Source organism: Enterobacter asburiae, assembly GCF_007035645.1.
Lineage (GTDB): Bacteria > Pseudomonadota > Gammaproteobacteria > Enterobacterales > Enterobacteriaceae > Enterobacter > Enterobacter asburiae_B.
On sequence record NZ_AP019632.1, the window covers coordinates 219,028 to 240,429 of the forward strand.

At 56.5% G+C, this 21,402-nt stretch carries 18 protein-coding genes, 2 rRNA genes and 1 riboswitch; of the genes, 8 read left to right on the forward strand and 12 right to left on the reverse strand.

Going from position 1 to position 21,402, the window contains the following annotated elements:
* Nucleotides 1-15 precede the first annotated feature (15 nt).
* From FOY96_RS00990 to FOY96_RS01035, 10 genes are all read right to left on the reverse strand, one after another.
* Nucleotides 16-333: a PTS lactose/cellobiose transporter subunit IIA gene (locus FOY96_RS00990; RefSeq protein ID WP_033146992.1), complete on the reverse strand. Its 318-nt coding sequence runs from the start codon at nucleotides 331-333 to the stop codon at nucleotides 16-18.
* Complete coding sequence (locus FOY96_RS00995; protein ID WP_023334100.1) at nucleotides 333-641, reverse strand: PTS sugar transporter subunit IIB; 309 nt, start codon at nucleotides 639-641, stop codon at nucleotides 333-335. The genes FOY96_RS00990 and FOY96_RS00995 overlap by 1 nt, the downstream gene beginning before the upstream one ends.
* A 180-nt stretch (nucleotides 642-821) precedes the next feature.
* Nucleotides 822-2,363, reverse strand: coding sequence for a sensor domain-containing diguanylate cyclase (locus FOY96_RS01000; protein WP_143346382.1), 1,542 nt, complete (start codon nucleotides 2,361-2,363; stop codon nucleotides 822-824).
* A 337-nt stretch (nucleotides 2,364-2,700) separates the two neighbouring features.
* A complete protein-coding gene (gene thiH / locus FOY96_RS01005) occupies nucleotides 2,701-3,828 on the reverse strand; it encodes a 2-iminoacetate synthase ThiH (protein ID WP_143346383.1) in 1,128 nt (375 codons plus the stop codon).
* Entirely contained in the window at nucleotides 3,825-4,595 is a 771-nt protein-coding gene (gene thiG, locus FOY96_RS01010) for a thiazole synthase (protein WP_023334103.1), read from the reverse strand. Before thiG ends, thiH begins: the two co-directional genes overlap by 4 nt.
* A 1-nt stretch (nucleotide 4,596) precedes the next feature.
* The gene (gene thiS / locus FOY96_RS01015; protein WP_039262358.1) at nucleotides 4,597-4,797 is read right to left on the reverse strand and encodes a sulfur carrier protein ThiS; all 201 of its coding nucleotides are present in this window, start codon (nucleotides 4,795-4,797) and stop codon (nucleotides 4,597-4,599) included.
* Nucleotides 4,781-5,536, reverse strand: coding sequence for a thiazole biosynthesis adenylyltransferase ThiF (gene thiF / locus FOY96_RS01020; RefSeq protein WP_045889036.1), 756 nt, complete (start codon nucleotides 5,534-5,536; stop codon nucleotides 4,781-4,783). The genes thiS and thiF overlap by 17 nt, the downstream gene beginning before the upstream one ends.
* Nucleotides 5,523-6,164 (reverse strand): thiamine phosphate synthase, encoded by a 642-nt coding sequence (thiE, locus tag FOY96_RS01025; protein ID WP_045889037.1) that lies wholly within the window; start codon nucleotides 6,162-6,164, stop codon nucleotides 5,523-5,525. Before thiE ends, thiF begins: the two co-directional genes overlap by 14 nt.
* Nucleotides 6,164-8,059, reverse strand: a complete 1,896-nt coding sequence (gene thiC / locus FOY96_RS01030) for a phosphomethylpyrimidine synthase ThiC (RefSeq protein WP_143346384.1) — start codon at nucleotides 8,057-8,059, stop codon at nucleotides 6,164-6,166. Before thiC ends, thiE begins: the two co-directional genes overlap by 1 nt.
* A 78-nt stretch (nucleotides 8,060-8,137) precedes the next feature.
* Nucleotides 8,138-8,249: riboswitch (TPP riboswitch) on the reverse strand.
* Nucleotides 8,250-8,303: 54 nt separating this feature from the next.
* Complete coding sequence (locus FOY96_RS01035; protein ID WP_023309976.1) at nucleotides 8,304-8,801, reverse strand: Rsd/AlgQ family anti-sigma factor; 498 nt, start codon at nucleotides 8,799-8,801, stop codon at nucleotides 8,304-8,306.
* Nucleotides 8,802-8,896: 95 nt separating this feature from the next.
* On the opposite strand from FOY96_RS01035, the gene nudC reads away from it, so the two are divergent.
* The 6 genes from nudC to FOY96_RS01065 all read left to right on the forward strand — a co-directional run bounded on the left by nudC (nucleotide 8,897) and on the right by FOY96_RS01065 (nucleotide 13,249).
* The gene (gene nudC, locus FOY96_RS01040; RefSeq protein WP_094935702.1) at nucleotides 8,897-9,670 is read left to right on the forward strand and encodes an NAD(+) diphosphatase; all 774 of its coding nucleotides are present in this window, start codon (nucleotides 8,897-8,899) and stop codon (nucleotides 9,668-9,670) included.
* A gap of 38 nt (nucleotides 9,671-9,708) precedes the next feature.
* Nucleotides 9,709-10,773, forward strand: a complete 1,065-nt coding sequence (gene hemE / locus FOY96_RS01045; RefSeq protein WP_029742041.1) for a uroporphyrinogen decarboxylase — start codon at nucleotides 9,709-9,711, stop codon at nucleotides 10,771-10,773.
* 9 nt (nucleotides 10,774-10,782) lie between these two features.
* Nucleotides 10,783-11,454: a deoxyribonuclease V gene (gene nfi / locus FOY96_RS01050; RefSeq protein ID WP_023309979.1), complete on the forward strand. Its 672-nt coding sequence runs from the start codon at nucleotides 10,783-10,785 to the stop codon at nucleotides 11,452-11,454.
* Nucleotides 11,455-11,495: 41 nt separating this feature from the next.
* Nucleotides 11,496-12,086 (forward strand): YjaG family protein, encoded by a 591-nt coding sequence (locus FOY96_RS01055; RefSeq protein ID WP_033146983.1) that lies wholly within the window; start codon nucleotides 11,496-11,498, stop codon nucleotides 12,084-12,086.
* Nucleotides 12,087-12,272: 186 nt separating this feature from the next.
* Complete coding sequence (gene hupA, locus FOY96_RS01060; RefSeq protein ID WP_002445246.1) at nucleotides 12,273-12,545, forward strand: nucleoid-associated protein HU-alpha; 273 nt, start codon at nucleotides 12,273-12,275, stop codon at nucleotides 12,543-12,545.
* An 11-nt stretch (nucleotides 12,546-12,556) separates the two neighbouring features.
* Complete coding sequence (locus FOY96_RS01065; RefSeq protein ID WP_033146981.1) at nucleotides 12,557-13,249, forward strand: DUF1481 domain-containing protein; 693 nt, start codon at nucleotides 12,557-12,559, stop codon at nucleotides 13,247-13,249.
* Nucleotides 13,250-13,298: 49 nt separating this feature from the next.
* Here the strand turns inward: FOY96_RS01065 and purD are convergent, their stop codons facing one another.
* On the reverse strand, nucleotides 13,299-14,591 hold the full coding sequence (gene purD / locus FOY96_RS01070) for a phosphoribosylamine--glycine ligase (RefSeq protein WP_143346385.1): 1,293 nt from the start codon (nucleotides 14,589-14,591) through the stop codon (nucleotides 13,299-13,301).
* Nucleotides 14,592-14,606: 15 nt separating this feature from the next.
* Nucleotides 14,607-16,196, reverse strand: coding sequence for a bifunctional phosphoribosylaminoimidazolecarboxamide formyltransferase/IMP cyclohydrolase (gene purH / locus FOY96_RS01075; RefSeq protein ID WP_033146979.1), 1,590 nt, complete (start codon nucleotides 16,194-16,196; stop codon nucleotides 14,607-14,609).
* 560 nt (nucleotides 16,197-16,756) lie between these two features.
* On the opposite strand from purH, the gene FOY96_RS01080 reads away from it, so the two are divergent.
* Both FOY96_RS01080 and FOY96_RS01085 read left to right on the forward strand, forming a co-directional pair.
* A 16S ribosomal RNA gene (locus FOY96_RS01080) occupies nucleotides 16,757-18,296 on the forward strand.
* A 198-nt stretch (nucleotides 18,297-18,494) separates the two neighbouring features.
* A 23S ribosomal RNA gene (locus FOY96_RS01085) occupies nucleotides 18,495-21,399 on the forward strand.
* Together the 16S and 23S rRNA genes form the textbook arrangement of a ribosomal RNA operon.
* Nucleotides 21,400-21,402: the final 3 nt, after the last annotated feature.

A 21,402-nucleotide genomic window follows, 5' to 3' on the forward strand; every position in this document is an offset into this window, starting at 1 on the left:
TACATCTGTAGGTTATCAGTTCACCAACGGGATCCGACGATAAAGCTCAATCATATCGCCCGCCAGATCCTGAATGACCATCGCGTTCATCAGGTGATCCTGAGAGTGGACGGTGATCAGGTTAACCGGAAGCTTCCCGGTCCCTTCGTCAAAACCGATAAGCTGCGTCTGGATCGTGTGCGCATGCTTCACATATTCGCGCGACTCTTCCATCGCTTTTTCTGCTTCGTCAAACTCACCTTTACGCGCCATCTGTAGCGCCGTCAGGGCCGCACTGCGCGCCGCGCCTGCGTTGACCAGCAGTTCCATAATCGTGGTTTCTAAGTCTTCCATTATGACTCCAGAAGTTTGAGCGCTTTTTCCAGGACGGCATCGCCTTTCATCATGCCGTAATCCATCATGTCGATCACCGCGACCTTTTTACCCAGCGGCTCGGCCTGCGCCTGAAGTTTAGCCTGCTCGTATTTAACCTGTGGCCCCAGCAATACGATGTCGGCCGTCGCGATGTTGTCTTTAAACTCCGCAACCGGAACGGCTTTAATGGTGACTTCAACCCCTTTTTTCTGCGCGGCGTCTTTCATACGTTGAACCAGCATGCTGGTTGACATTCCCGCTGCACAGCATAAAACGATGTTCTTCATAATCAGCCTCGATCTACATGTGTTTATTGATAATTATCCCGTGCAGAGCGCTTCAACAACCGGTTTACCGCGATTGTGTGTCAGGCATCACAAAGAAACCGGCGATTTTCTGAAACCGGTTACAATTTTGCATTGTCGCGTACCCGGCCCGTGGAAACGGGCAGGGTGAAAGAGGGAGGATTAGCTGATGGACGTTCGATTGATGCGGTTTTTGCCCTGCTGTTTGGCGCTGTAGAGGGCGCTATCAACGCTTCCGACAAATTGCTCCAGCGGTTCAAAATGCCACTCCCCAAGACCGCCGCTGAACGTAACCCGCAGGTTTTCTTCTCGCCAGACGCGTTTTTCAACTGCGGTACGCCAGGCTTCCAGCAATGAGAGCGCAGACGTCATCTGCTCAGCCTGGAAGATTACCGCGAACTCTTCTCCACCGTACCGGTAAATCGAGACGTGTTGTGGCTGCATAATCTGGATCCCTTCGCGGGCCACGTTGCGCAGAACGATATCACCGGTCAGGTGGCCCAGCGTGTCGTTAATCGACTTGAAGTTATCGATGTCCACCAGCGCCAGCGCGAAAGGCTGCTGGGCATTCAGCAGCTCCGCGATATCGCTATCGAACGCGCGGCGGTTTTTACAGCCCGTCAGCGCATCGTGAGTGGCCTGGCGCACATAGGCCATCTCACGCTCTTTATTGGACTGGATAGTGTGGCTCAGCATTGCTTCCAGGCGCGGCGCTTCGCTGACGTCGCCGGTTTTGATGGCATTGATAATGTGCATCAGCACGGTACGCGAGGCGTGACGGAGGTATAAGCCGAAGAGGATGATGATGATTGCCGCCAGCGCAAACCCCCAGCCAACAATCGTCGTTTCGTGGCGGGTGATATCGGTGAGCGTCTCGCCAGAGACCCGGTAGATGACAAACCAGTCCGGATTGGTAAACGAGTAGTAGTAGTACCAGGCGTTGCTTTTCTTATCGTAAAGGTGGCCTTCGCCGCTGGTCATTTTGTCCATCAGCGCTTCGCTCACGTATTGTTTGAAGAGCGCGCCTGTATCCGGGTGAAGCACAACGGCGCCGTCGCGTTCAACGACGAAGAATTCTCCCTGGACGGGCGCCACCATCTGACGCAGGGTGAAGCCCATTGACGTCAAATCGAGATGAAACGCGATCGTTCCCTTCAGTCTGCCTTCGGGAGAAATCAAGGGCTTATAAAGTGTGACTGTCGGATGGCCGGTGAAGTAGTCCATGTACGGGCGAGTATAGTGGCTGAAGATACTGGCTTCGGCCTGAGCGATAAACCACGGCCGCGTCCGGGGATCGAAGGTTTTACTCTTCTCCGTGGGGAGCACTTCCGGCGCGCGGAGATAATGCCCCTGCGTGTCCGCCAGCGAGATGGAGGACACGGTCGGCATCAGGTTTTGCAAATGCATCATCATCTGCAGCCCCTGCGTCGGGTTGACGTTGAGCGTCTCGTTTAGCCTGTCGTCGCGGGCAAAGTACATCGCGGAACGGCCCAGGATATAGTCGTTTTCACGCAGGATAGATTCGGTGTAGTTCACCGCCAGGTTGTGCGTGAAATTGCTGTTTATCTTATGATAATCCTCAAGAAAATCCTTTCGTTGCGAAAGCGTCACCGCGATCGCGATCACCGCAAAACTGCAGAGGATCCCCGCGAAGCTGAGCATAATTGGCCGGGTAAAAGAGAGCTTTTTGCTGTGAAGTGCCATGAGCTGTACATCGTTCCTGATGGTGATTACTTTTCGTCTGCCGATATCCTCTCAGCATAGTCGCTGTCCTGCGGTTAGCGGTGAATTATACGGCACACGATTTCTGGCGGGATGATTTATCTTAAGAACCATTAAGAAAATACTTATTCAACCTGCTGACGGCCGTGTGTGCAATGAACCAGAGGCAGGGCGAAACGAGGAAGAAGCTTTTCGCCCTGGTCAGCATCCGTTGCTGACCGTGTGACAATAAAAAACCGGACGATCGCTGACAACCACCCGGTTTTGCCTTTTCGTCGCGCCTCGACAATTTTTTATGGCGTTGCAGTACGTTTCAGCGTCATTGCGAGACTCTTCCCAGCCAGCTGTCCCAGTCTTTCCAGACAGGCTGAAGACCCTGAGCCGTCAGGGCTGCGGCGACCGCTTCCGGACGTCGCCCGTCATGGGGCACAAACTGCTCCAGCTCCGGACGATCGTCGGCGTAGCCGCCAGGCTGCGTTTTGGAAAACGCGCTGACGTTGTTAATCGCCAGCGGGATAACGCGATCGCGAAACGCCGGGGACTCACGCGTTGAGAGCGATAATTCCACTTCCGGGGCGAGCAGGCGAAACGCACAGATGGCCTGCACCAGCTGGCGTTCATCCATCAGCGAAGCCGGTTCAATCCCGCCCGCGCAAGGTCTCAGGCGCGGGAAGGAGATGGAATAACGGCTCTGCCAGTAGTGCTGCTGAAGCCACAGCAAATGTTCCGCCACCATGTAACAATCCACCCGCCAGCTGTCAGAGAGCCCGATCAGCGCGCCCAGACCGATTTTGTCGATCCCCGCGCGACCCAGCCTGTCCGGCGTTTCCAGGCGGAAAAAGAAATCCTGTTTCTTGCCCTTCAGGTGATGCCGGGCGTACGTCGCCTCGTGATAGGTTTCCTGGTAGACCATGACCCCGTCCAGCCCGAGGGTTTTTAGCTCCGCGTACTCCTCCTGCGCCAGGGGCTGCACTTCCATCTGCAACGACGCAAACTGACGACGAATGGCGGGAAGGTGCTGACGGAAATAGTCCATTCCCACTTTTCCCTGATGCTCGCCCGTGACCAGCAGAAGATGTTCAAAGCCCATTTCACGAATGGCCGCGCACTCGCGGGCGATCTCATCGTCATCGAGCGTTTTACGTTTGATGCGGTTGCTCATGGAAAAACCGCAGTAGGTGCAGTCATTGGCGCACAGGTTTGAGAGATAGAGCGGCACGTAGAAGCTCACCGTGTTGCCAAAACGCTGGCGGGTGAGCCGCTGCGCTCGCTGGGCCATCGGTTCGAGGTACGCGCTGGCCGCCGGGGAGAGCAGGGCCATCAGATCCTCGCGGGTCAGATGGCGGGCATGCAGCGCGCGCTCCACGTCAGCCGCCGTTTTGCTGTTAATGCGCAGGGCAATGTCGTCCCAGTTAAGCTGCCGCCAGCGATCGGTAAACGTGCTCATGAGATCGCCTCCAGAAAACCGGTCAGCGGGCTGGTGGCCTGCGCCTGGAAACTGCGCGAGCCGGGACCGGATTCCCTTGCCAGCAGGCCAGCCTCTACGGCCATGCGGAACGCACGCGCCATCATGACCGGATCGTCGGCAACCGCGATGGCCGTGTTGACCAGCACCGCGTCGGCGCCCATCTCCAGCGCCTGCGCGGCATGGCTGGGCACGCCAATGCCCGCATCAACCACCACCGGCACGGTAGCTTGCTCAATAATGATTTCCAGCATTGCGCGGGTTTCAAGCCCCTGATTGGAGCCAATGGGGGCGCCCAGCGGCATGACGGCGGCGCAGCCGACCTCTTCCAGCCGTTTGCACAGAACAGGATCGGCGCCGCAGTAAGGCAGGACGGTAAACCCTTGCTGCACCAGCTTTTCAGCCGCTTTCAGCGTTTCGATGGGGTCGGGGAGCAGCCAGCGGGCGTCAGGATGAATTTCCAGCTTCAGCCAGCGGGTGCCGAGCGCCTCGCGGGCCAGCTGCGCGGCAAAAATCGCCTCTTCGGCCGTTTTGGCACCGGAGGTGTTGGGCAGCAGCGTGACGCCTGCCTCCAGTAAAGGCGCCAGAATGGCATCGCTGTGATGGCGCAGATCCACGCGCTTGAGCGCCAGCGTCACCAGCTGGCTGCCGCTTTCGCGAATGGCATCCACCATCAGCTGCGGCGAGGCGAATTTTCCGGTTCCGGTAAACAGATGTGAATCAAAGACTTTATCGGCAATACGTAACATCTCAGCCCCCTGCGATAACCTGAAACAGCAGGATCTGGTCGCCGTCATTGACCTGCTGATGTTCCCACTGCTCGCGCGGCAGGATCTGTTGATTGAGCGCCAGCGCCGTTCCCGGCTTGAGCTGGCGCAGCTTGTCGAGCAGTACCGCAACGGTGAGCCCGTCGTCGCATTTCATCGGCTCATCGTTAAACAGAATGCGCATCGCGGCCTCCGCATACCGGGCAGCGGCTGGCGCGGTGTAACGCCAGATGGCGCCAGCCGCTGGAGCGGGCATCAAACAGCCGCAGCGTATTGCGTTCCGTCTCCATGCCGCTGAGCAGCTTGATGGCCTCCAGCGCCTGCATTGTGCCCATTACGCCGACCACCGGACCAAGAATGCCCGCCGTACGGCAGTTGCGCGCCGGCTCGGCATCGTCCGGCCACAGGCAGCGATAGCAGCCCTGCGACCACGGCGGGGTCAGGACCATCATCTGCCCGCCGAACCCCACCGCGCTGGCGGTGATAAGCGGCGTATTATTTGCCACGCAGGCGGCGTTAATCGCCTGGCGCGTCGCCATGTTGTCGGTGCAGTCCAGCACCACGTCGGCAAGGGCGACCTCACGGCTGAGGTTGTCACCGCTGAGCCGTTCCTGCAGGGCAATCAGCGCGATATCCGGGTTGAGCTGGTTCAGGCGCTGCCGGGTGATTTGCGCTTTCGGCTGGTTGATATCCTCGGTGGTAAAGAGAATTTGTCGCTGCAGGTTGCTGAGGTGAACTTCGTCGTCGTCGGCCAGCACCAGCGTACCGATACCTGCGCCTGCCAGATAAAGCGCGGCGGGCGCGCCTAACCCGCCCAGACCGACAATCAGCACCCGGCTGGCGAGCAGCTTTTGCTGTCCGTCGATGGCGATATCTTCCAGCAGGATCTGACGGCTATAGCGCATAAAATCACGATCGTTCATCACCCGCTCCTGCCAGCTGTAACAGCTGTTCGGTGGCGAGACGCCAGTCTGCGGCCTGGGTGATGGCGCTGACGACGGCGATACTGCCGACGCCGGTCTCCAGCACCGCCGGGGCGCGTTCAAGACTGATTCCGCCGATGGCGACGGTGGGGTAATCTGCAAGGCGTTTAACGTGACTCGCCAGCTGCGTCAGCCCCTGCGGTGCGGAGGGCATCTGCTTGGTTTGCGTCGGGAAGACGTGACCCAGCGCGATGTAAGAGGGACGGGCCGCCAGGGCCACGTCGATCTCCATGTCATCGTGCGTTGAAACGCCAAGACGCAACCCGGCTTCGCGGATAGCGCTCAGATCCGTTGTTTCCAGGTCCTCCTGACCCAGGTGCACGCCGTACGCCTGGTGCTTAACGGCCAGCCGCCAGTAATCGTTGATAAACAGACGGGCGTTATGCCGACGGCCAAGCGCGATGGCGGCAGCCACATCGGCTTCCACCTCGTCATCGCGTTTATCCTTGATGCGCAGCTGGATCGTTCGAACGCCTGTCTCCAGCAGGCGCTCTATCCACTCCACGCTGTCCACCACCGGATAGAGCCCTAAACGGTAAGGGACGGGCGGGAAATCGGGCTTATACATTACGCCTCCTCTTTTTTGAGGTAGATTTCGCCGCCTTTGGCACGGAAGGTTTCAGACATGTCCGCCATACCCACTTCAATGGTCTGCGCGGCGGCGTAGTCGCGCACCTCCTGGCTGATTTTCATCGAGCAGAACTTCGGCCCGCACATAGAGCAGAAGTGCGCGACTTTGCCTGATTCCTGCGGCAGGGTTTCGTCGTGATAGGCGCGGGCGGTGAACGGGTCCAGCGCCAGGTTGAACTGGTCTTCCCAGCGGAATTCGAAGCGCGCCTTCGACATGGCGTTATCGCGGATTTGCGCGCCCGGGTGGCCTTTGGCCAGATCCGCCGCGTGGGCGGCAATTTTGTAGGTGATCAGCCCCTGCTTCACGTCCTCTTTGTTTGGCAGGCCGAGGTGCTCTTTCGGCGTTACGTAGCAGAGCATGGCGCAGCCGAACCAGCCGATCATCGCCGCTCCAATTCCGGACGTGAAGTGGTCATAGCCCGGCGCAATATCGGTGGTCAACGGCCCCAGGGTATAGAACGGCGCTTCGTGGCAGTGCTCCAGCTCCTCGGTCATGTTGCGGCGGATCATCTGCATCGGCACGTGGCCCGGGCCTTCAATCATCACCTGCACGTCATACTCCCAGGCGATTTTGGTCAGTTCGCCCAGCGTGTGCAGCTCGGCAAACTGCGCTTCGTCGTTCGCGTCGCGAATAGAGCCCGGACGCAGGCCGTCGCCCAGCGACAGAGAGACATCGTACGCGGCGCAGATTTCGCAAATTTCGCGGAAGTGTTCGTAGAGGAAGTTTTCCTGATGATGGGACAGGCACCACTTCGCCATGATGGAACCGCCGCGCGAGACGATGCCGGTCAGGCGCTTCGCCGTCATCGGCACGTAGCGCAGCAGCACGCCCGCGTGAATGGTGAAATAGTCCACGCCCTGTTCGGCCTGCTCCAGCAGCGTGTCGCGGAACGCTTCCCAGGTGAGGTCTTCGGCAATGCCGTTGACCTTTTCCAGCGCCTGATAAATCGGGACGGTGCCAATCGGTACCGGGCTGTTACGCAGGATCCATTCGCGGGTTTCGTGAATATAGCGTCCAGTGGAGAGATCCATTACCGTGTCCGCGCCCCAGCGCGTGGACCAGACCAGCTTCTCCACCTCTTCTTCGATGGAGGAGGTGACGGCCGAGTTACCGATGTTCGCGTTGACCTTCACCAGGAAGTTGCGGCCAATAATCATCGGCTCGGATTCCGGGTGGTTGATATTGGCAGGGATAATCGCGCGGCCTGCGGCCACTTCGTCACGTACAAATTCCGGCGTGATGTTCTCCGGCAGGCGAGCGCCAAAGCCTTCACCCGGATGCTGATAGCGCAGCACTTCGCTACGGATGCGCTCGCGACCCATGTTTTCGCGGATGGCGATGAACTCCATCTCCGGCGTGACGATGCCCCGGCGCGCGTAGTGCAGCTGGGTCACGCATTTGCCCGCTTTAGCGCGTTTTGGCGTCAGCAGGCCGGTAAAGCGCAGCTCGTCCAGGCCGTCGTCGGCCAGGCGCTCTTTGGTGTACGCAGAACTCAGGACGCTCAGCTCTTCGCAGTCGCTACGCGCGTCAATCCACGGCTGGCGCAGCTTAGCCAGACCCTGCTGGACGTTGATGGCAACATCAGGATCGCCGTAAGGACCGGAGGTGTCATATACCGGCACGGCTTCGTTGTCTTCATACTGCGGGTTATCTTTGCTGCCGCCGATAAGCGTCGGGCTAAGCTGAATTTCGCGCATTGGGACGCGGATATCGGCCTGCGAGCCGGAAATGTAGATGCGTTTCGAGTTCGGGAAAGCGGTGCCTTCCAGCGTGTCGATGAAGTGTTGGGCCTGTGCGCGCTGTTCGCGGCGGGTCAGTTTTGCAGTAGACATAGCTCATTCCAAAAGTGAAGGACATGGCTTGTCAGACGACGGATGAAGCAAGAGAGGATCGCCCTCAGGCGATACAACAGCAGTGTGACTCTTGTTCCCTTCGCAGGTATTAGCCTGATCAGGTTCCGCGGATCCCGAATTAACGGTCTCAGCCCGCGCTTTCAGGCGCTGGGCACTCCGACAAGAAAAATCCCCCTCGTGAGAGGGGCGAATGGTTGTAAATTACTCGTTAACGGTGAAGAACTCAAGCAGGGCGCGCGACGTTCTCTTCGTTACTGATGTTCAAATCGTTGTCCAGCACGAGGGCGATCAGCTTATCTTCCAGCGTGAATCGCTCTTCCAGCGCTTCACCGAGGTCGGATAGCGCCTGCTGAAACTCAAGATAGTTATCGTGGTCGATAGCGTTCTCGAGCGCGGAATCATAGTAATCCATGATCTGCTGGGTGTTGGCTTCCAGAAGGGGATAGAGCTTGCTGGCCGCTAAATACGGCGTTGTCCCTTCCATTTCGCGGATAATGCGTTCATAAATATTGAAATGGCCGTCGGACAGATAGTCGACCAGGCCCTGACAAAAATCATCCAGCGCTTTTTCATTCAGTCGCATAAACGATTCTTTGCCAGGCTTAATACCGACCAGATTGTAATAAGCCACGAGTAGATGCTTGCGTACATGTAGCCAGCGATCCACCAGTTTGTTATTTCCTCTAACGCGCTCAGTCAGGCTTTGCAGCTGGTTTAACATGGTCGACTCCGCAAAATGTAGGATTGAATCTGCTTATCCAGAATGTAACCACAATGCTAACAACATGTCAGTGAAGCGAAGGTAGTGCAATAGATATGGATCGTATTATTGAAAAATCAGATCTTGGTTGGTGGATCGTCAGTCACGAACAAAAATTATGGCTTCCTGCCGGGGAAATCCCCTACGGTGCAGCTGAGGCGTTCGATCTCGTCGGCCAGCCTGCGCTGAAGATCGGCGAGTGGCAGGGTGAGCCGGTGTGGTTGATCCAACAGCCCCGCCGCCAGGATATGGGATCGGTGCGCCAGGTGCTGGATCTGGACGTGGGGCTGTTCCAGCTGGCGGGGCGCGGCGTGCAGCTTTCTGAGTTTTACCGCTCGCATAAATACTGCGGCTACTGCGGTCATACCATGCGTCCGAGCAAAACCGAGTGGGCGATGCTCTGCAGCCACTGCCGCGAACGCTACTATCCGCAGATAGCGCCGTGCATTATCGTCGCTATCCGCCGGGAGGATTCCATCCTGCTGGCGCAGCATACCCGCCATCGCAACGGCATTCACACCGTGCTGGCCGGCTTCGTCGAGGTGGGCGAAACGCTGGAGCAGGCGGTAGCGCGCGAGGTGATGGAGGAGAGCGGGATCAAAGTGAAGAACCTGCGCTACGTTACCTCCCAGCCGTGGCCGTTCCCGCAGTCTCTGATGACGGCATTTATGGCCGAATACGACAGCGGCGAGATCGTTATCGATCAGAAAGAGCTGCTGGAAGCAAACTGGTATCGCTACGACGATCTACCGCTGTTACCTCCGCCGGGCACCGTGGCGCGTCGGCTGATAGAAGATACCGTGGCGATGTGTCGGGCCGAGTATGAGTAGTGTTACACTGAGGCCATGACGCTTAAGGAACTGCAAAAATGACCGAACTGAAGAACGATCGTTATCTGCGTGCGCTGCTGCGCCAGCCCGTTGATGTCACCCCGGTGTGGATGATGCGCCAGGCGGGACGCTATCTCCCGGAGTACAAAGCCACGCGCGCGCAGGCGGGCGATTTTATGTCGCTGTGCAAAAATGCCGAGCTGGCCTGCGAAGTGACGCTCCAGCCGCTGCGCCGCTTCCCGCTGGATGCTGCGATCCTCTTCTCGGATATTCTGACCATTCCGGATGCAATGGGCCTTGGCCTGTACTTCGAAACCGGTGAAGGCCCGCGTTTCACCTCCCCAATCAAAAGCAAAGCCGACGTGGATAAGCTGCCGATCCCCGATCCGGAAGGCGAGCTGGGCTACGTGATGAACGCCGTGCGCACCATTCGCCGCGAGCTGAAAGGTGAAGTGCCGCTGATTGGCTTCTCCGGCAGCCCGTGGACGCTGGCGACCTATATGGTGGAAGGGGGCAGCAGCAAAGCCTTTACCATGATTAAAAAGATGATGTACGCCGAGCCGCTGGCCCTGCATGCGCTGCTCGACAAGCTGGCGAAGAGCGTCACCCTCTACCTGAACGCGCAGATTAAGGCGGGTGCGCAGTCGGTGATGATTTTCGATACCTGGGGCGGCGTGCTGACCGGGCGCGATTATCAGCAGTTCTCCCTGTACTACATGCACAAAATCGTCGACGGCCTGCTGCGTGAAAACGAAGGCCGCCGCGTGCCGGTGACGCTGTTCACCAAAGGTGGCGGCCAGTGGCTGGAAGCGATGGCGGCAACCGGCTGCGACGCGCTGGGCCTCGACTGGACCACCGATATCGCCGATGCGCGCCGTCGCGTGGGCGACAAAGTGGCGCTGCAGGGCAATATGGACCCGTCCATGCTCTATGCGCCGCCAGCGCGCATTGAAGAAGAAGTGTCGACTATACTGTCTGGTTTCGGCCAGGGTGAAGGCCACGTCTTTAACCTCGGCCACGGCATTCATCAGGATGTGCCGCCAGAACACGCAGGCGTATTTGTGGAGGCGGTGCATCGGCTTTCTGCCCAGTATCACAAGTAAGGAGTGTTTATGGATCTCGCGTCGCTACGCGCTCAACAAATCGAACTGGCCTCATCGGTGATCCGCGAGGATCGTCTGGATAAAGATCCTCCGCAGTACATTGGCGGAGCAGACGTCGGATTCGAGCAGGGCGGGGAAGTGACGCGAGCGGCGATGGTGGTACTGAAATATCCTTCGCTTGAGCTGGTGGAGTACAAGGTAGCGCGTATCGCGACCACCATGCCGTACATTCCGGGCTTTCTCTCCTTCCGCGAATATCCCGCGCTGCTGGCAGCGTGGGAGCAACTCTCGCAAAAACCTGACCTGCTGTTTGTCGACGGACACGGTATTTCACACCCGCGCCGTTTAGGCGTTGCCAGCCACTTTGGGCTGCTGGTGGATGTGCCGACCATTGGCGTCGCCAAGAAACGCCTGTGCGGCGCGTTTGAACCTCTTTCAGCCGAGCCGGGCGCGCTGGCGCCGCTTATCCATAAAGGTGAACAGCTGGCGTGGGTCTGGCGCAGCAAGGCACGCTGTAATCCGCTCTTTATCGCCACGGGGCACCGGGTGAGCATGGACAGCGCCCTGGCGTGGGTGCAGCGCTGCATGAAGGGCTACCGCTTGCCGGAGCCGACGCGCTGGGCAGACGCCGTGGCATCTTCGCGTCCGGCTTTTGTTCGTTGGCAGGAAATTCAGCGATGATTCAGGTAAACTGCGCCTAATTTTCGATTCGAGAGATCATCATGCTACAAAACCCGATTCACCTGCGCCTTGAGAAACTTGAAAGCTGGCAGCACGTGACGTTTATGGCTTGCCTGTGCGAGCGCATGTATCCCAACTATGCCGCGTTCTGTAAGGAGACGGGCTTTGGTGATGGCCATATCTACCGCCGCATTCTGGATCTGATCTGGGAAACGCTGACGGTGAAAGACGCGAAGGTGAACTTCGACTCCCAGCTGGAAAAGCTGGAAGAGGCGATTCCGGCTGCGGATGATTTTGACCTTTACGGTGTCTATCCGGCGATTGATGCCTGCGTGGCGTTAAGCGAACTGCTTCACTCCCGTCTGAGCGGTGAAACGCTGGAGCATGCAATTGAAGTCAGTAAGGCATCGATTACAACCGTCGCGATGCTGGAAATGACCCAGGAAGGTCGCGAGATGACCGACGAAGAGCTGCGTGCAAACCCGGCGGTTGAGCAAGAATGGGACATTCAGTGGGAAATTTTCCGCCTGCTGGCAGAGTGTGAAGAACGCGATATTGAGCTAATAAAAGGGCTGCGCGCGGACTTACGAGAGGCTGCCGAGAGCAATATTGGTATAATTTTTAACCAATGAGACAAGAAAACTTGAGATAACGCCCGTTTTGTCGCTCCTCGACTCTTCCCTTTCGCCCCTTGTCTGGTCTACATTTGGGGGGCGAAAAAAAGTGGCTATCGGTGCGTGTATGCAGGAGAGTGCTTTTTTGGCATTTTCGTCGCACTCGATGCTTAGCAAGCGATAAACACATTGAAAGGATAACTTATGAACAAGACTCAACTGATTGATGTAATTGCGGACAAGGCTGATCTGTCTAAAGTGCAGGCTAAAGCTGCTCTGGAATCTACCCTGGCTGCTATTACTGAGTCTCTGAAAGAAGGCGATGCTGTGCAACTGGTTGGTTTCGGTACCTTCAAAGTGAACCACCGCGCTGAGCGTACTGGCCGCAACCCGCAGACCGGTAAAGAAATCAAAATCGCCGCAGCTAACGTGCCGGCATTTGTTTCTGGTAAAGCACTGAAAGACGCTGTTAAGTAAGACGCGTGGCAGTGAACAGTTTTAGCGAAGGGGCGGCAACGCCCCTTTTGTCTTTCTGGCGTGGAACGCTCGCGCTGGCAGGCATGCTGCTGCTGTCAGCCTGCAGCCACGACACCTCCCTGCCGCCGTTTACCGCCAGCGGCTACGCGGACAACCAGGGCGCGGTCAGGATCTGGCGCAAAGATTCCGGCGGCGAAGTGCATCTGCTTTCTGCCTTCAGCCCGTGGCATAACGGCAATACGTCGACTGCGGAATATCGCTGGCAGGGAGATGACCTGTCGCTGATTGAACTGAACGTCTACAGCAAGACCCCCGAACACGTGAAGGTGCGTTTTGACGACCATGGCGAGCTGAGCTTTATGCAGCGCGAAGTCAGCGGTCAAAAACAGCAGCTTTCCAGCGATCAAATCGCTCTCTACCGTTATCGTGCCGAACAAATCCGCCAGACCAGCGATGCGCTTCGTCTGGGACGTGTTGTGCTGCGCCAGGGGCGCTGGCATGCCGATGGGACGGTGACAACCTGCGAAGGACAGACGGTCAAGCCTGAGCTCGAATCCTGGGCAACAGAACACATTCAACGCCGTCAGCGTCATTCATCAATGGAAGTGAGTGTGGCGTGGCTTGAAGCGCCGGAAGGCTCTCAGCTGCTGCTGGTGGCGAACGAAGACTTCTGCACCTGGCAGCCGACAGAGAAGAGTTTTTGATTTAAGTTCCCTCTCCCTTGAGGGAGAGGGTTAGGGTGAGGGTGTGAAATTACTCGCCCTGCTCGCGCGCAATTGCACGATAACCGATATCCTGACGGCTAAAGCTGCCGTTCCAGTGAATATCCGCCATCAGCGCGTAGGCGCGCTTCTGCGCTTCTGCCACGGTATGGCCCAGCGCGGTTGCACACAGCACGCGTCCGCCGTTGGTGAGGACGCGATCGTCGTCAGCCAGCTTCGTACCCGCATGGAACACCTTCGCACCTTCAATCTCTTCCAGCGGCAGGCCGTGGATTTCATACCCGGTGTTGTAGTTGCCCGGATAACCACCCGCCGCAATCACCACGCCCAGAGACGCACGCTCGTCCCACTCTGAGGTTTTCTCGTCGAGCTTGCCTTCGCAGGCTGCCAGACACAGTTCCACCAGATCGGATTTCATGCGCAGCATGATGGGCTGCGTTTCCGGATCGCCAAAGCGGCAGTTGAATTCGATGACCTTAGGGTTACCCTGCTTGTCGATCATCAGACCCGCATAGAGGAAACCGGTGTAGGTGTTGCCTTCCGCCGCCATCCCTTTCACGGTTGGCCAAATGACGCGATCCATGGTGCGCTGGTGGACTTCATCAGTCACTACCGGAGCGGGGGAGTAAGCGCCCATTCCGCCAGTATTCGGGCCGGTATCGCCATTACCCACGCGCTTGTGATCCTGGCTGGTGGCCATCGGCAGAACGTGCTCGCCGTCGACCATCACGATAAAGCTGGCCTCTTCACCGTCGAGGAACTCTTCGATCACGATGCGGTGGCCCGCGTCGCCAAAGGCGTTACCCGCCAGCATATCCTGAACCGCGGCTTCCGCTTCTTCGAGCGTCATCGCCACGATCACGCCTTTACCGGCGGCCAGGCCGTCGGCCTTGATCACAATCGGCGCGCCTTTTTCACGCAGGTAGGCCAGGGCTGGCTCCACTTCGGTGAAGTTCTGATATTCCGCCGTCGGGATGTTATGACGCGCGAGGAAATCTTTGGTGAAGGCTTTGGAGCCTTCCAGCTGCGCGGCGCCTTCCGTAGGCCCGAAGATTGTCAGACCCGCCGCGCGGAACGCATCGACGACGCCAATCACCAGCGGCGCTTCCGGGCCCACAATCGTCAGATCGATTTTCTCGCTCTGGGCAAAGCTCAGCAGCGCCGGGATATCGGTCACGCCAATAGCCACGTTCTGCAGCGCGGGTTCCAGCGCGGTACCGGCGTTGCCCGGTGCTACGAAAACTGTTTTCACCAGCGGAGACTGCGCCGCTTTCCACGCCAGAGCGTGCTCGCGTCCGCCGTTACCAATCACTAATACTTTCATTTTCTGCTCCCGGAATTAATGGCGGAAGTGGCGCATGTCGGTGAAGATCATTGCAATGCCGTGTTCGTCGGCAGCGGCAATCACTTCGTCGTCGCGAATTGAGCCGCCAGGCTGGATCACACAGGTGATGCCCACTGCAGCCGCCGCGTCGATACCGTCACGGAACGGGAAGAAGGCGTCAGAAGCCATGGCGGAGCCTTTTACTTCCAGACCTTCATCGCCTGCTTTAATGCCCGCGATTTTCGCGGAGTAAACGCGGCTCATCTGGCCTGCGCCTATCCCGATAGTCATGTTTTCTTTGGCGTAGACGATGGCGTTGGATTTGACGAACTTCGCGACCTTCCAGCAGAACAGCGCGTCACGCAGTTCCTGTTCGGTCGGTTGACGTTTGGTTACCACGCGCAGGTCGGCTTCTGTCACCATACCCAGATCGCGGTCCTGAACCAGCAGGCCGCCGTTCACGCGCTTGAAGTCCAGGCCCGGCACGCGTTCTGCCCACTGGCCGCAAACCAGCACGCGCACGTTCTGTTTTGCCGCGGTGATTTTCAGCGCCTCTTCGGATGCGGATGGCGCGATGATCACTTCAACGAACTGGCGGGAGATGATGGCCTGTGCGGTTTCAGCATCCAGCTCGCGGTTGAAGGCGATAATGCCGCCGAACGCGGAGGTCGGGTCGGTTTTGTACGCGCGATCGTAGGCATCCAGAATAGAGGTGCTCACGGCAACGCCGCATGGGTTCGCATGCTTAACGATAACGCAGGCCGGCTCGCTGAACTCTTTCACGCATTCCAGCGCGGCGTCGGTGTCCGCAATGTTGTTATAGGAGAGCGCTTTGCCCTGAACCTGCTGAGCGGTCGCAACAGAGGCTTCTTTTACCTCTTCTTCTATATAGAAGGCTGCCTGCTGGTGGCTGTTCTCACCGTAACGCATATCCTGCTTCTTAATGAAGTTCAGGTTCAGGGTGCGCGGGAAGCGGCCAGAAGGATCTTTGCTTTCACCGTGGTAAGCAGGCACCAGGCTACCGAAGTAATTGGCGATCATGCTGTCGTACGCCGCGGTGTGCTCGAAGGCTTTGATGGCGAGGTCGAAACGCGTTTCCAGAGTCAGTGACCCTTCGTTGGCATCCATCTCATTAATAATGGTGTTGTAATCGCTGCTCTTTACGACGATGGCCACATCTTTATGGTTCTTGGCCGCGGAGCGCACCATGGTTGGGCCGCCGATATCAATATTCTCTACGGCATCTTCCAGAGAACAGCCTTCGCGAGCAACGGTCTGGGCAAAAGGGTAGAGGTTAACGACAACCATGTCGATTGGGGCGATGTCATGCTGTTCCATAATGGCGTCGTCCTGACCGCGACGGCCAAGAATACCGCCGTGCACTTTCGGATGCAGGGTTTTGACGCGTCCATCCATCATTTCCGGGAAACCGGTGTAATCGGACACTTCGGTTACCGGCAGACCTTTATCTGCTAACAGGCGAGCGGTACCGCCTGTAGAAAGCAGCTCCACACCGCGTGCGGAAAGTGCCTGAGCGAATTCGACGATACCGGCTTTATCAGAAACACTGAGCAGAGCGCGGCGGACTGGACGACGTTGTTGCATGGTAAATCCCCTGGATTTCACGATTACAGAGAGCGTTAGATGAATTTTCCTGCGAAAAACTCATCTAACACACCTGACGGGGCATCCTTATTAAGCGCGAGCATTTTAACGAAAACGTTTGCGCAACGCTCGCACATTTTCACTTTTTCGTATCATTGTGGATAAGTCTGTGTGTAAAAAGGTATAAGGCGGGGTTTTGCTGTGGAATGCAGCAGTCAGTCATTTTTCTGTCATTTAGCGGTTGCGGCCTGCTGAGAACTCCCTATAATGCGCCTCCATCGACACGGCGGATGTGAATCACTTCACACAACAAGCGGTTCGGTTGAAGAGAAAAATTCTGAAATAACGGGTTGACTCTGAAAGAGGAAAGCGTAATATACGCCACCTCGCAACGGTGAGCGAAAGCCGCGTTGCACTGCTCTTTAACAATTTATCAGACAATCTGTGTGGGCACTCAAAGTGACATGGATTCTTAACGTCGCAAGACGAAAAATGAATACCAAGTCTCTGAGTGAACATACGTAATTCATTACGAAGTTTAATTCACGAGCATCAAACTTAAATTGAAGAGTTTGATCATGGCTCAGATTGAACGCTGGCGGCAGGCCTAACACATGCAAGTCGAGCGGTAGCACAGAGAGCTTGCTCTCGGGTGACGAGCGGCGGACGGGTGAGTAATGTCTGGGAAACTGCCTGATGGAGGGGGATAACTACTGGAAACGGTAGCTAATACCGCATAACGTCGCAAGACCAAAGAGGGGGACCTTAGGGCCTCTTGCCATCAGATGTGCCCAGATGGGATTAGCTAGTAGGTGGGGTAACGGCTCACCTAGGCGACGATCCCTAGCTGGTCTGAGAGGATGACCAGCCACACTGGAACTGAGACACGGTCCAGACTCCTACGGGAGGCAGCAGTGGGGAATATTGCACAATGGGCGCAAGCCTGATGCAGCCATGCCGCGTGTATGAAGAAGGCCTTCGGGTTGTAAAGTACTTTCAGCGGGGAGGAAGGTGTTGTGGTTAATAACCACAGCAATTGACGTTACCCGCAGAAGAAGCACCGGCTAACTCCGTGCCAGCAGCCGCGGTAATACGGAGGGTGCAAGCGTTAATCGGAATTACTGGGCGTAAAGCGCACGCAGGCGGTCTGTCAAGTCGGATGTGAAATCCCCGGGCTCAACCTGGGAACTGCATTCGAAACTGGCAGGCTAGAGTCTTGTAGAGGGGGGTAGAATTCCAGGTGTAGCGGTGAAATGCGTAGAGATCTGGAGGAATACCGGTGGCGAAGGCGGCCCCCTGGACAAAGACTGACGCTCAGGTGCGAAAGCGTGGGGAGCAAACAGGATTAGATACCCTGGTAGTCCACGCCGTAAACGATGTCGACTTGGAGGTTGTGCCCTTGAGGCGTGGCTTCCGGAGCTAACGCGTTAAGTCGACCGCCTGGGGAGTACGGCCGCAAGGTTAAAACTCAAATGAATTGACGGGGGCCCGCACAAGCGGTGGAGCATGTGGTTTAATTCGATGCAACGCGAAGAACCTTACCTACTCTTGACATCCAGAGAACTTTCCAGAGATGGATTGGTGCCTTCGGGAACTCTGAGACAGGTGCTGCATGGCTGTCGTCAGCTCGTGTTGTGAAATGTTGGGTTAAGTCCCGCAACGAGCGCAACCCTTATCCTTTGTTGCCAGCGGTTCGGCCGGGAACTCAAAGGAGACTGCCAGTGATAAACTGGAGGAAGGTGGGGATGACGTCAAGTCATCATGGCCCTTACGAGTAGGGCTACACACGTGCTACAATGGCGCATACAAAGAGAAGCGACCTCGCGAGAGCAAGCGGACCTCATAAAGTGCGTCGTAGTCCGGATTGGAGTCTGCAACTCGACTCCATGAAGTCGGAATCGCTAGTAATCGTAGATCAGAATGCTACGGTGAATACGTTCCCGGGCCTTGTACACACCGCCCGTCACACCATGGGAGTGGGTTGCAAAAGAAGTAGGTAGCTTAACCTTCGGGAGGGCGCTTACCACTTTGTGATTCATGACTGGGGTGAAGTCGTAACAAGGTAACCGTAGGGGAACCTGCGGTTGGATCACCTCCTTACCTTAAAGAACCTGCCTTTGTAGTGCTCACACAGATTGTCTGATGAATGATGAACTTCTGAATGTACTTTTGAGTGCATTAAGAAGTTTTGCTCTTTAAAAATCTGGATCAAGCTGAAAATTGAAACGACACACATGTTATGTGTGTTCGAGTCTCTCAAATTTTCGCAATCAGAAGTGAAACATCTTCGGGTTGTGAGGTTAAGCGACTAAGCGTACACGGTGGATGCCCTGGCAGTCAGAGGCGATGAAGGACGTGCTAATCTGCGAAAAGCGCCGGCGAGGTGATATGAACCTTTGACCCGGCGATGTCCGAATGGGGAAACCCAGTGTGTTCCGACACACTATCGTTAACTGAATACATAGGTTAACGAGGCGAACCGGGGGAACTGAAACATCTAAGTACCCCGAGGAAAAGAAATCAACCGAGATTCCCCCAGTAGCGGCGAGCGAACGGGGAGCAGCCCAGAGTCTGAATCAGCTTGTGTGTTAGTGGAAGCGTCTGGAAAGTCGCACGGTACAGGGTGACAGTCCCGTACACGAAAATGCACAGGTTGTGAACTCGAAGAGTAGGGCGGGACACGTGGTATCCTGTCTGAATATGGGGGGACCATCCTCCAAGGCTAAATACTCCTGACTGACCGATAGTGAACCAGTACCGTGAGGGAAAGGCGAAAAGAACCCCGGCGAGGGGAGTGAAAAAGAACCTGAAACCGTGTACGTACAAGCAGTGGGAGCACCTTCGTGGTGTGACTGCGTACCTTTTGTATAATGGGTCAGCGACTTATATTCTGTAGCAAGGTTAACCGTATAGGGGAGCCGAAGGGAAACCGAGTCTTAACTGGGCGTTAAGTTGCAGGGTATAGACCCGAAACCCGGTGATCTAGCCATGGGCAGGTTGAAGGTTGGGTAACACTAACTGGAGGACCGAACCGACTAATGTTGAAAAATTAGCGGATGACTTGTGGCTGGGGGTGAAAGGCCAATCAAACCGGGAGATAGCTGGTTCTCCCCGAAAGCTATTTAGGTAGCGCCTCGTGAACTCATCTTCGGGGGTAGAGCACTGTTTCGGCTAGGGGGCCATCCCGGCTTACCAACCCGATGCAAACTACGAATACCGAAGAATGTTATCACGGGAGACACACGGCGGGTGCTAACGTCCGTCGTGAAGAGGGAAACAACCCAGACCGCCAGCTAAGGTCCCAAAGTCATGGTTAAGTGGGAAACGATGTGGGAAGGCACAGACAGCCAGGATGTTGGCTTAGAAGCAGCCATCATTTAAAGAAAGCGTAATAGCTCACTGGTCGAGTCGGCCTGCGCGGAAGATGTAACGGGGCTAAACCATGCACCGAAGCTGCGGCAGCGACGCTTATGCGTTGTTGGGTAGGGGAGCGTTCTGTAAGCCGTTGAAGGTGTGCTGTGAGGCATGCTGGAGGTATCAGAAGTGCGAATGCTGACATAAGTAACGATAAAGCGGGTGAAAAGCCCGCTCGCCGGAAGACCAAGGGTTCCTGTCCAACGTTAATCGGGGCAGGGTGAGTCGACCCCTAAGGCGAGGCCGAAAGGCGTAGTCGATGGGAAACAGGTTAATATTCCTGTACTTGGTGTTACTGCGAAGGGGGGACGGAGAAGGCTATGTTAGCCGGGCGACGGTTGTCCCGGTTTAAGCATGTAGGCGGAGGTTCCAGGTAAATCCGGTACCTTTTAACGCTGAGGTGTGATGACGAGGCACTACGGTGCTGAAGTAACAAATGCCCTGCTTCCAGGAAAAGCCTCTAAGCATCAGGTAACACGAAATCGTACCCCAAACCGACACAGGTGGTCAGGTAGAGAATACCAAGGCGCTTGAGAGAACTCGGGTGAAGGAACTAGGCAAAATGGTGCCGTAACTTCGGGAGAAGGCACGCTGATATGTAGGTGAAGCCCCTGCGGGTGGAGCTGAAATCAGTCGAAGATACCAGCTGGCTGCAACTGTTTATTAAAAACACAGCACTGTGCAAACACGAAAGTGGACGTATACGGTGTGACGCCTGCCCGGTGCCGGAAGGTTAATTGATGGGGTTAGCGGTAACGCGAAGCTCTTGATCGAAGCCCCGGTAAACGGCGGCCGTAACTATAACGGTCCTAAGGTAGCGAAATTCCTTGTCGGGTAAGTTCCGACCTGCACGAATGGCGTAATGATGGCCAGGCTGTCTCCACCCGAGACTCAGTGAAATTGAACTCGCTGTGAAGATGCAGTGTACCCGCGGCAAGACGGAAAGACCCCGTGAACCTTTACTATAGCTTGACACTGAACACTGGTCCTTGATGTGTAGGATAGGTGGGAGGCTTTGAAGCGTGGACGCCAGTCTGCGTGGAGCCATCCTTGAAATACCACCCTTTAATGGCTGGTGTTCTAACGTAGACCCGTAATCCGGGTTGCGGACAGTGTCTGGTGGGTAGTTTGACTGGGGCGGTCTCCTCCCAAAGAGTAACGGAGGAGCACGAAGGTTAGCTAATCCTGGTCGGACATCAGGAGGTTAGTGCAATGGCATAAGCTAGCTTGACTGCGAGAGTGACGGCTCGAGCAGGTGCGAAAGCAGGTCATAGTGATCCGGTGGTTCTGAATGGAAGGGCCATCGCTCAACGGATAAAAGGTACTCCGGGGATAACAGGCTGATACCGCCCAAGAGTTCATATCGACGGCGGTGTTTGGCACCTCGATGTCGGCTCATCACATCCTGGGGCTGAAGTAGGTCCCAAGGGTATGGCTGTTCGCCATTTAAAGTGGTACGCGAGCTGGGTTTAGAACGTCGTGAGACAGTTCGGTCCCTATCTGCCGTGGGCGCTGGAGAATTGAGGGGGGCTGCTCCTAGTACGAGAGGACCGGAGTGGACGCATCACTGGTGTTCGGGTTGTCATGCCAATGGCACTGCCCGGTAGCTAAATGCGGAAAAGATAAGTGCTGAAAGCATCTAAGCACGAAACTTGCCCCGAGATGAGTTCTCCCTGACCCTTTAAGGGTCCTGAAGGAACGTTGAAGACTACGACGTTGATAGGTCGGGTGTGTAAGCGCAGCGATGCGTTGAGCTAACCGATACTAATGAACCGTGAGGCTTAACCTTACA

What these genes read in the sequence shown, in the direction of transcription:
- FOY96_RS00990 (WP_033146992.1), bottom strand. Translation starts at nt 333, where the DNA reads ATGGAAGACTTAGAAACCACGATTATGGAACTGCTGGTCAACGCAGGC.
- FOY96_RS00995 (WP_023334100.1), bottom strand. Translation starts at nt 641, where the DNA reads ATGAAGAACATCGTTTTATGCTGTGCAGCGGGAATGTCAACCAGCATG.
- FOY96_RS01000 (WP_143346382.1), bottom strand. Translation starts at nt 2,363, where the DNA reads ATGGCACTTCACAGCAAAAAGCTCTCTTTTACCCGGCCAATTATGCTC.
- thiH (WP_143346383.1), bottom strand. Translation starts at nt 3,828, where the DNA reads ATGAGCACGTTTACCGATCGCTGGCGGCAGCTTAACTGGGACGACATT.
- thiG (WP_023334103.1), bottom strand. Translation starts at nt 4,595, where the DNA reads ATGTTACGTATTGCCGATAAAGTCTTTGATTCACATCTGTTTACCGGA.
- thiS (WP_039262358.1), bottom strand. Translation starts at nt 4,797, where the DNA reads ATGCGCATTCTGTTTAACGATGAGCCGATGAAATGCGACGACGGGCTC.
- thiF (WP_045889036.1), bottom strand. Translation starts at nt 5,536, where the DNA reads ATGAACGATCGTGATTTTATGCGCTATAGCCGTCAGATCCTGCTGGAA.
- thiE (WP_045889037.1), bottom strand. Translation starts at nt 6,164, where the DNA reads ATGTATAAGCCCGATTTCCCGCCCGTCCCTTACCGTTTAGGGCTCTAT.
- thiC (WP_143346384.1), bottom strand. Translation starts at nt 8,059, where the DNA reads ATGTCTACTGCAAAACTGACCCGCCGCGAACAGCGCGCACAGGCCCAA.
- FOY96_RS01035 (WP_023309976.1), bottom strand. Translation starts at nt 8,801, where the DNA reads ATGTTAAACCAGCTGCAAAGCCTGACTGAGCGCGTTAGAGGAAATAAC.
- nudC (WP_094935702.1), top strand. Translation starts at nt 8,897, where the DNA reads ATGGATCGTATTATTGAAAAATCAGATCTTGGTTGGTGGATCGTCAGT.
- hemE (WP_029742041.1), top strand. Translation starts at nt 9,709, where the DNA reads ATGACCGAACTGAAGAACGATCGTTATCTGCGTGCGCTGCTGCGCCAG.
- nfi (WP_023309979.1), top strand. Translation starts at nt 10,783, where the DNA reads ATGGATCTCGCGTCGCTACGCGCTCAACAAATCGAACTGGCCTCATCG.
- FOY96_RS01055 (WP_033146983.1), top strand. Translation starts at nt 11,496, where the DNA reads ATGCTACAAAACCCGATTCACCTGCGCCTTGAGAAACTTGAAAGCTGG.
- hupA (WP_002445246.1), top strand. Translation starts at nt 12,273, where the DNA reads ATGAACAAGACTCAACTGATTGATGTAATTGCGGACAAGGCTGATCTG.
- purD (WP_143346385.1), bottom strand. Translation starts at nt 14,591, where the DNA reads ATGAAAGTATTAGTGATTGGTAACGGCGGACGCGAGCACGCTCTGGCG.
- purH (WP_033146979.1), bottom strand. Translation starts at nt 16,196, where the DNA reads ATGCAACAACGTCGTCCAGTCCGCCGCGCTCTGCTCAGTGTTTCTGAT.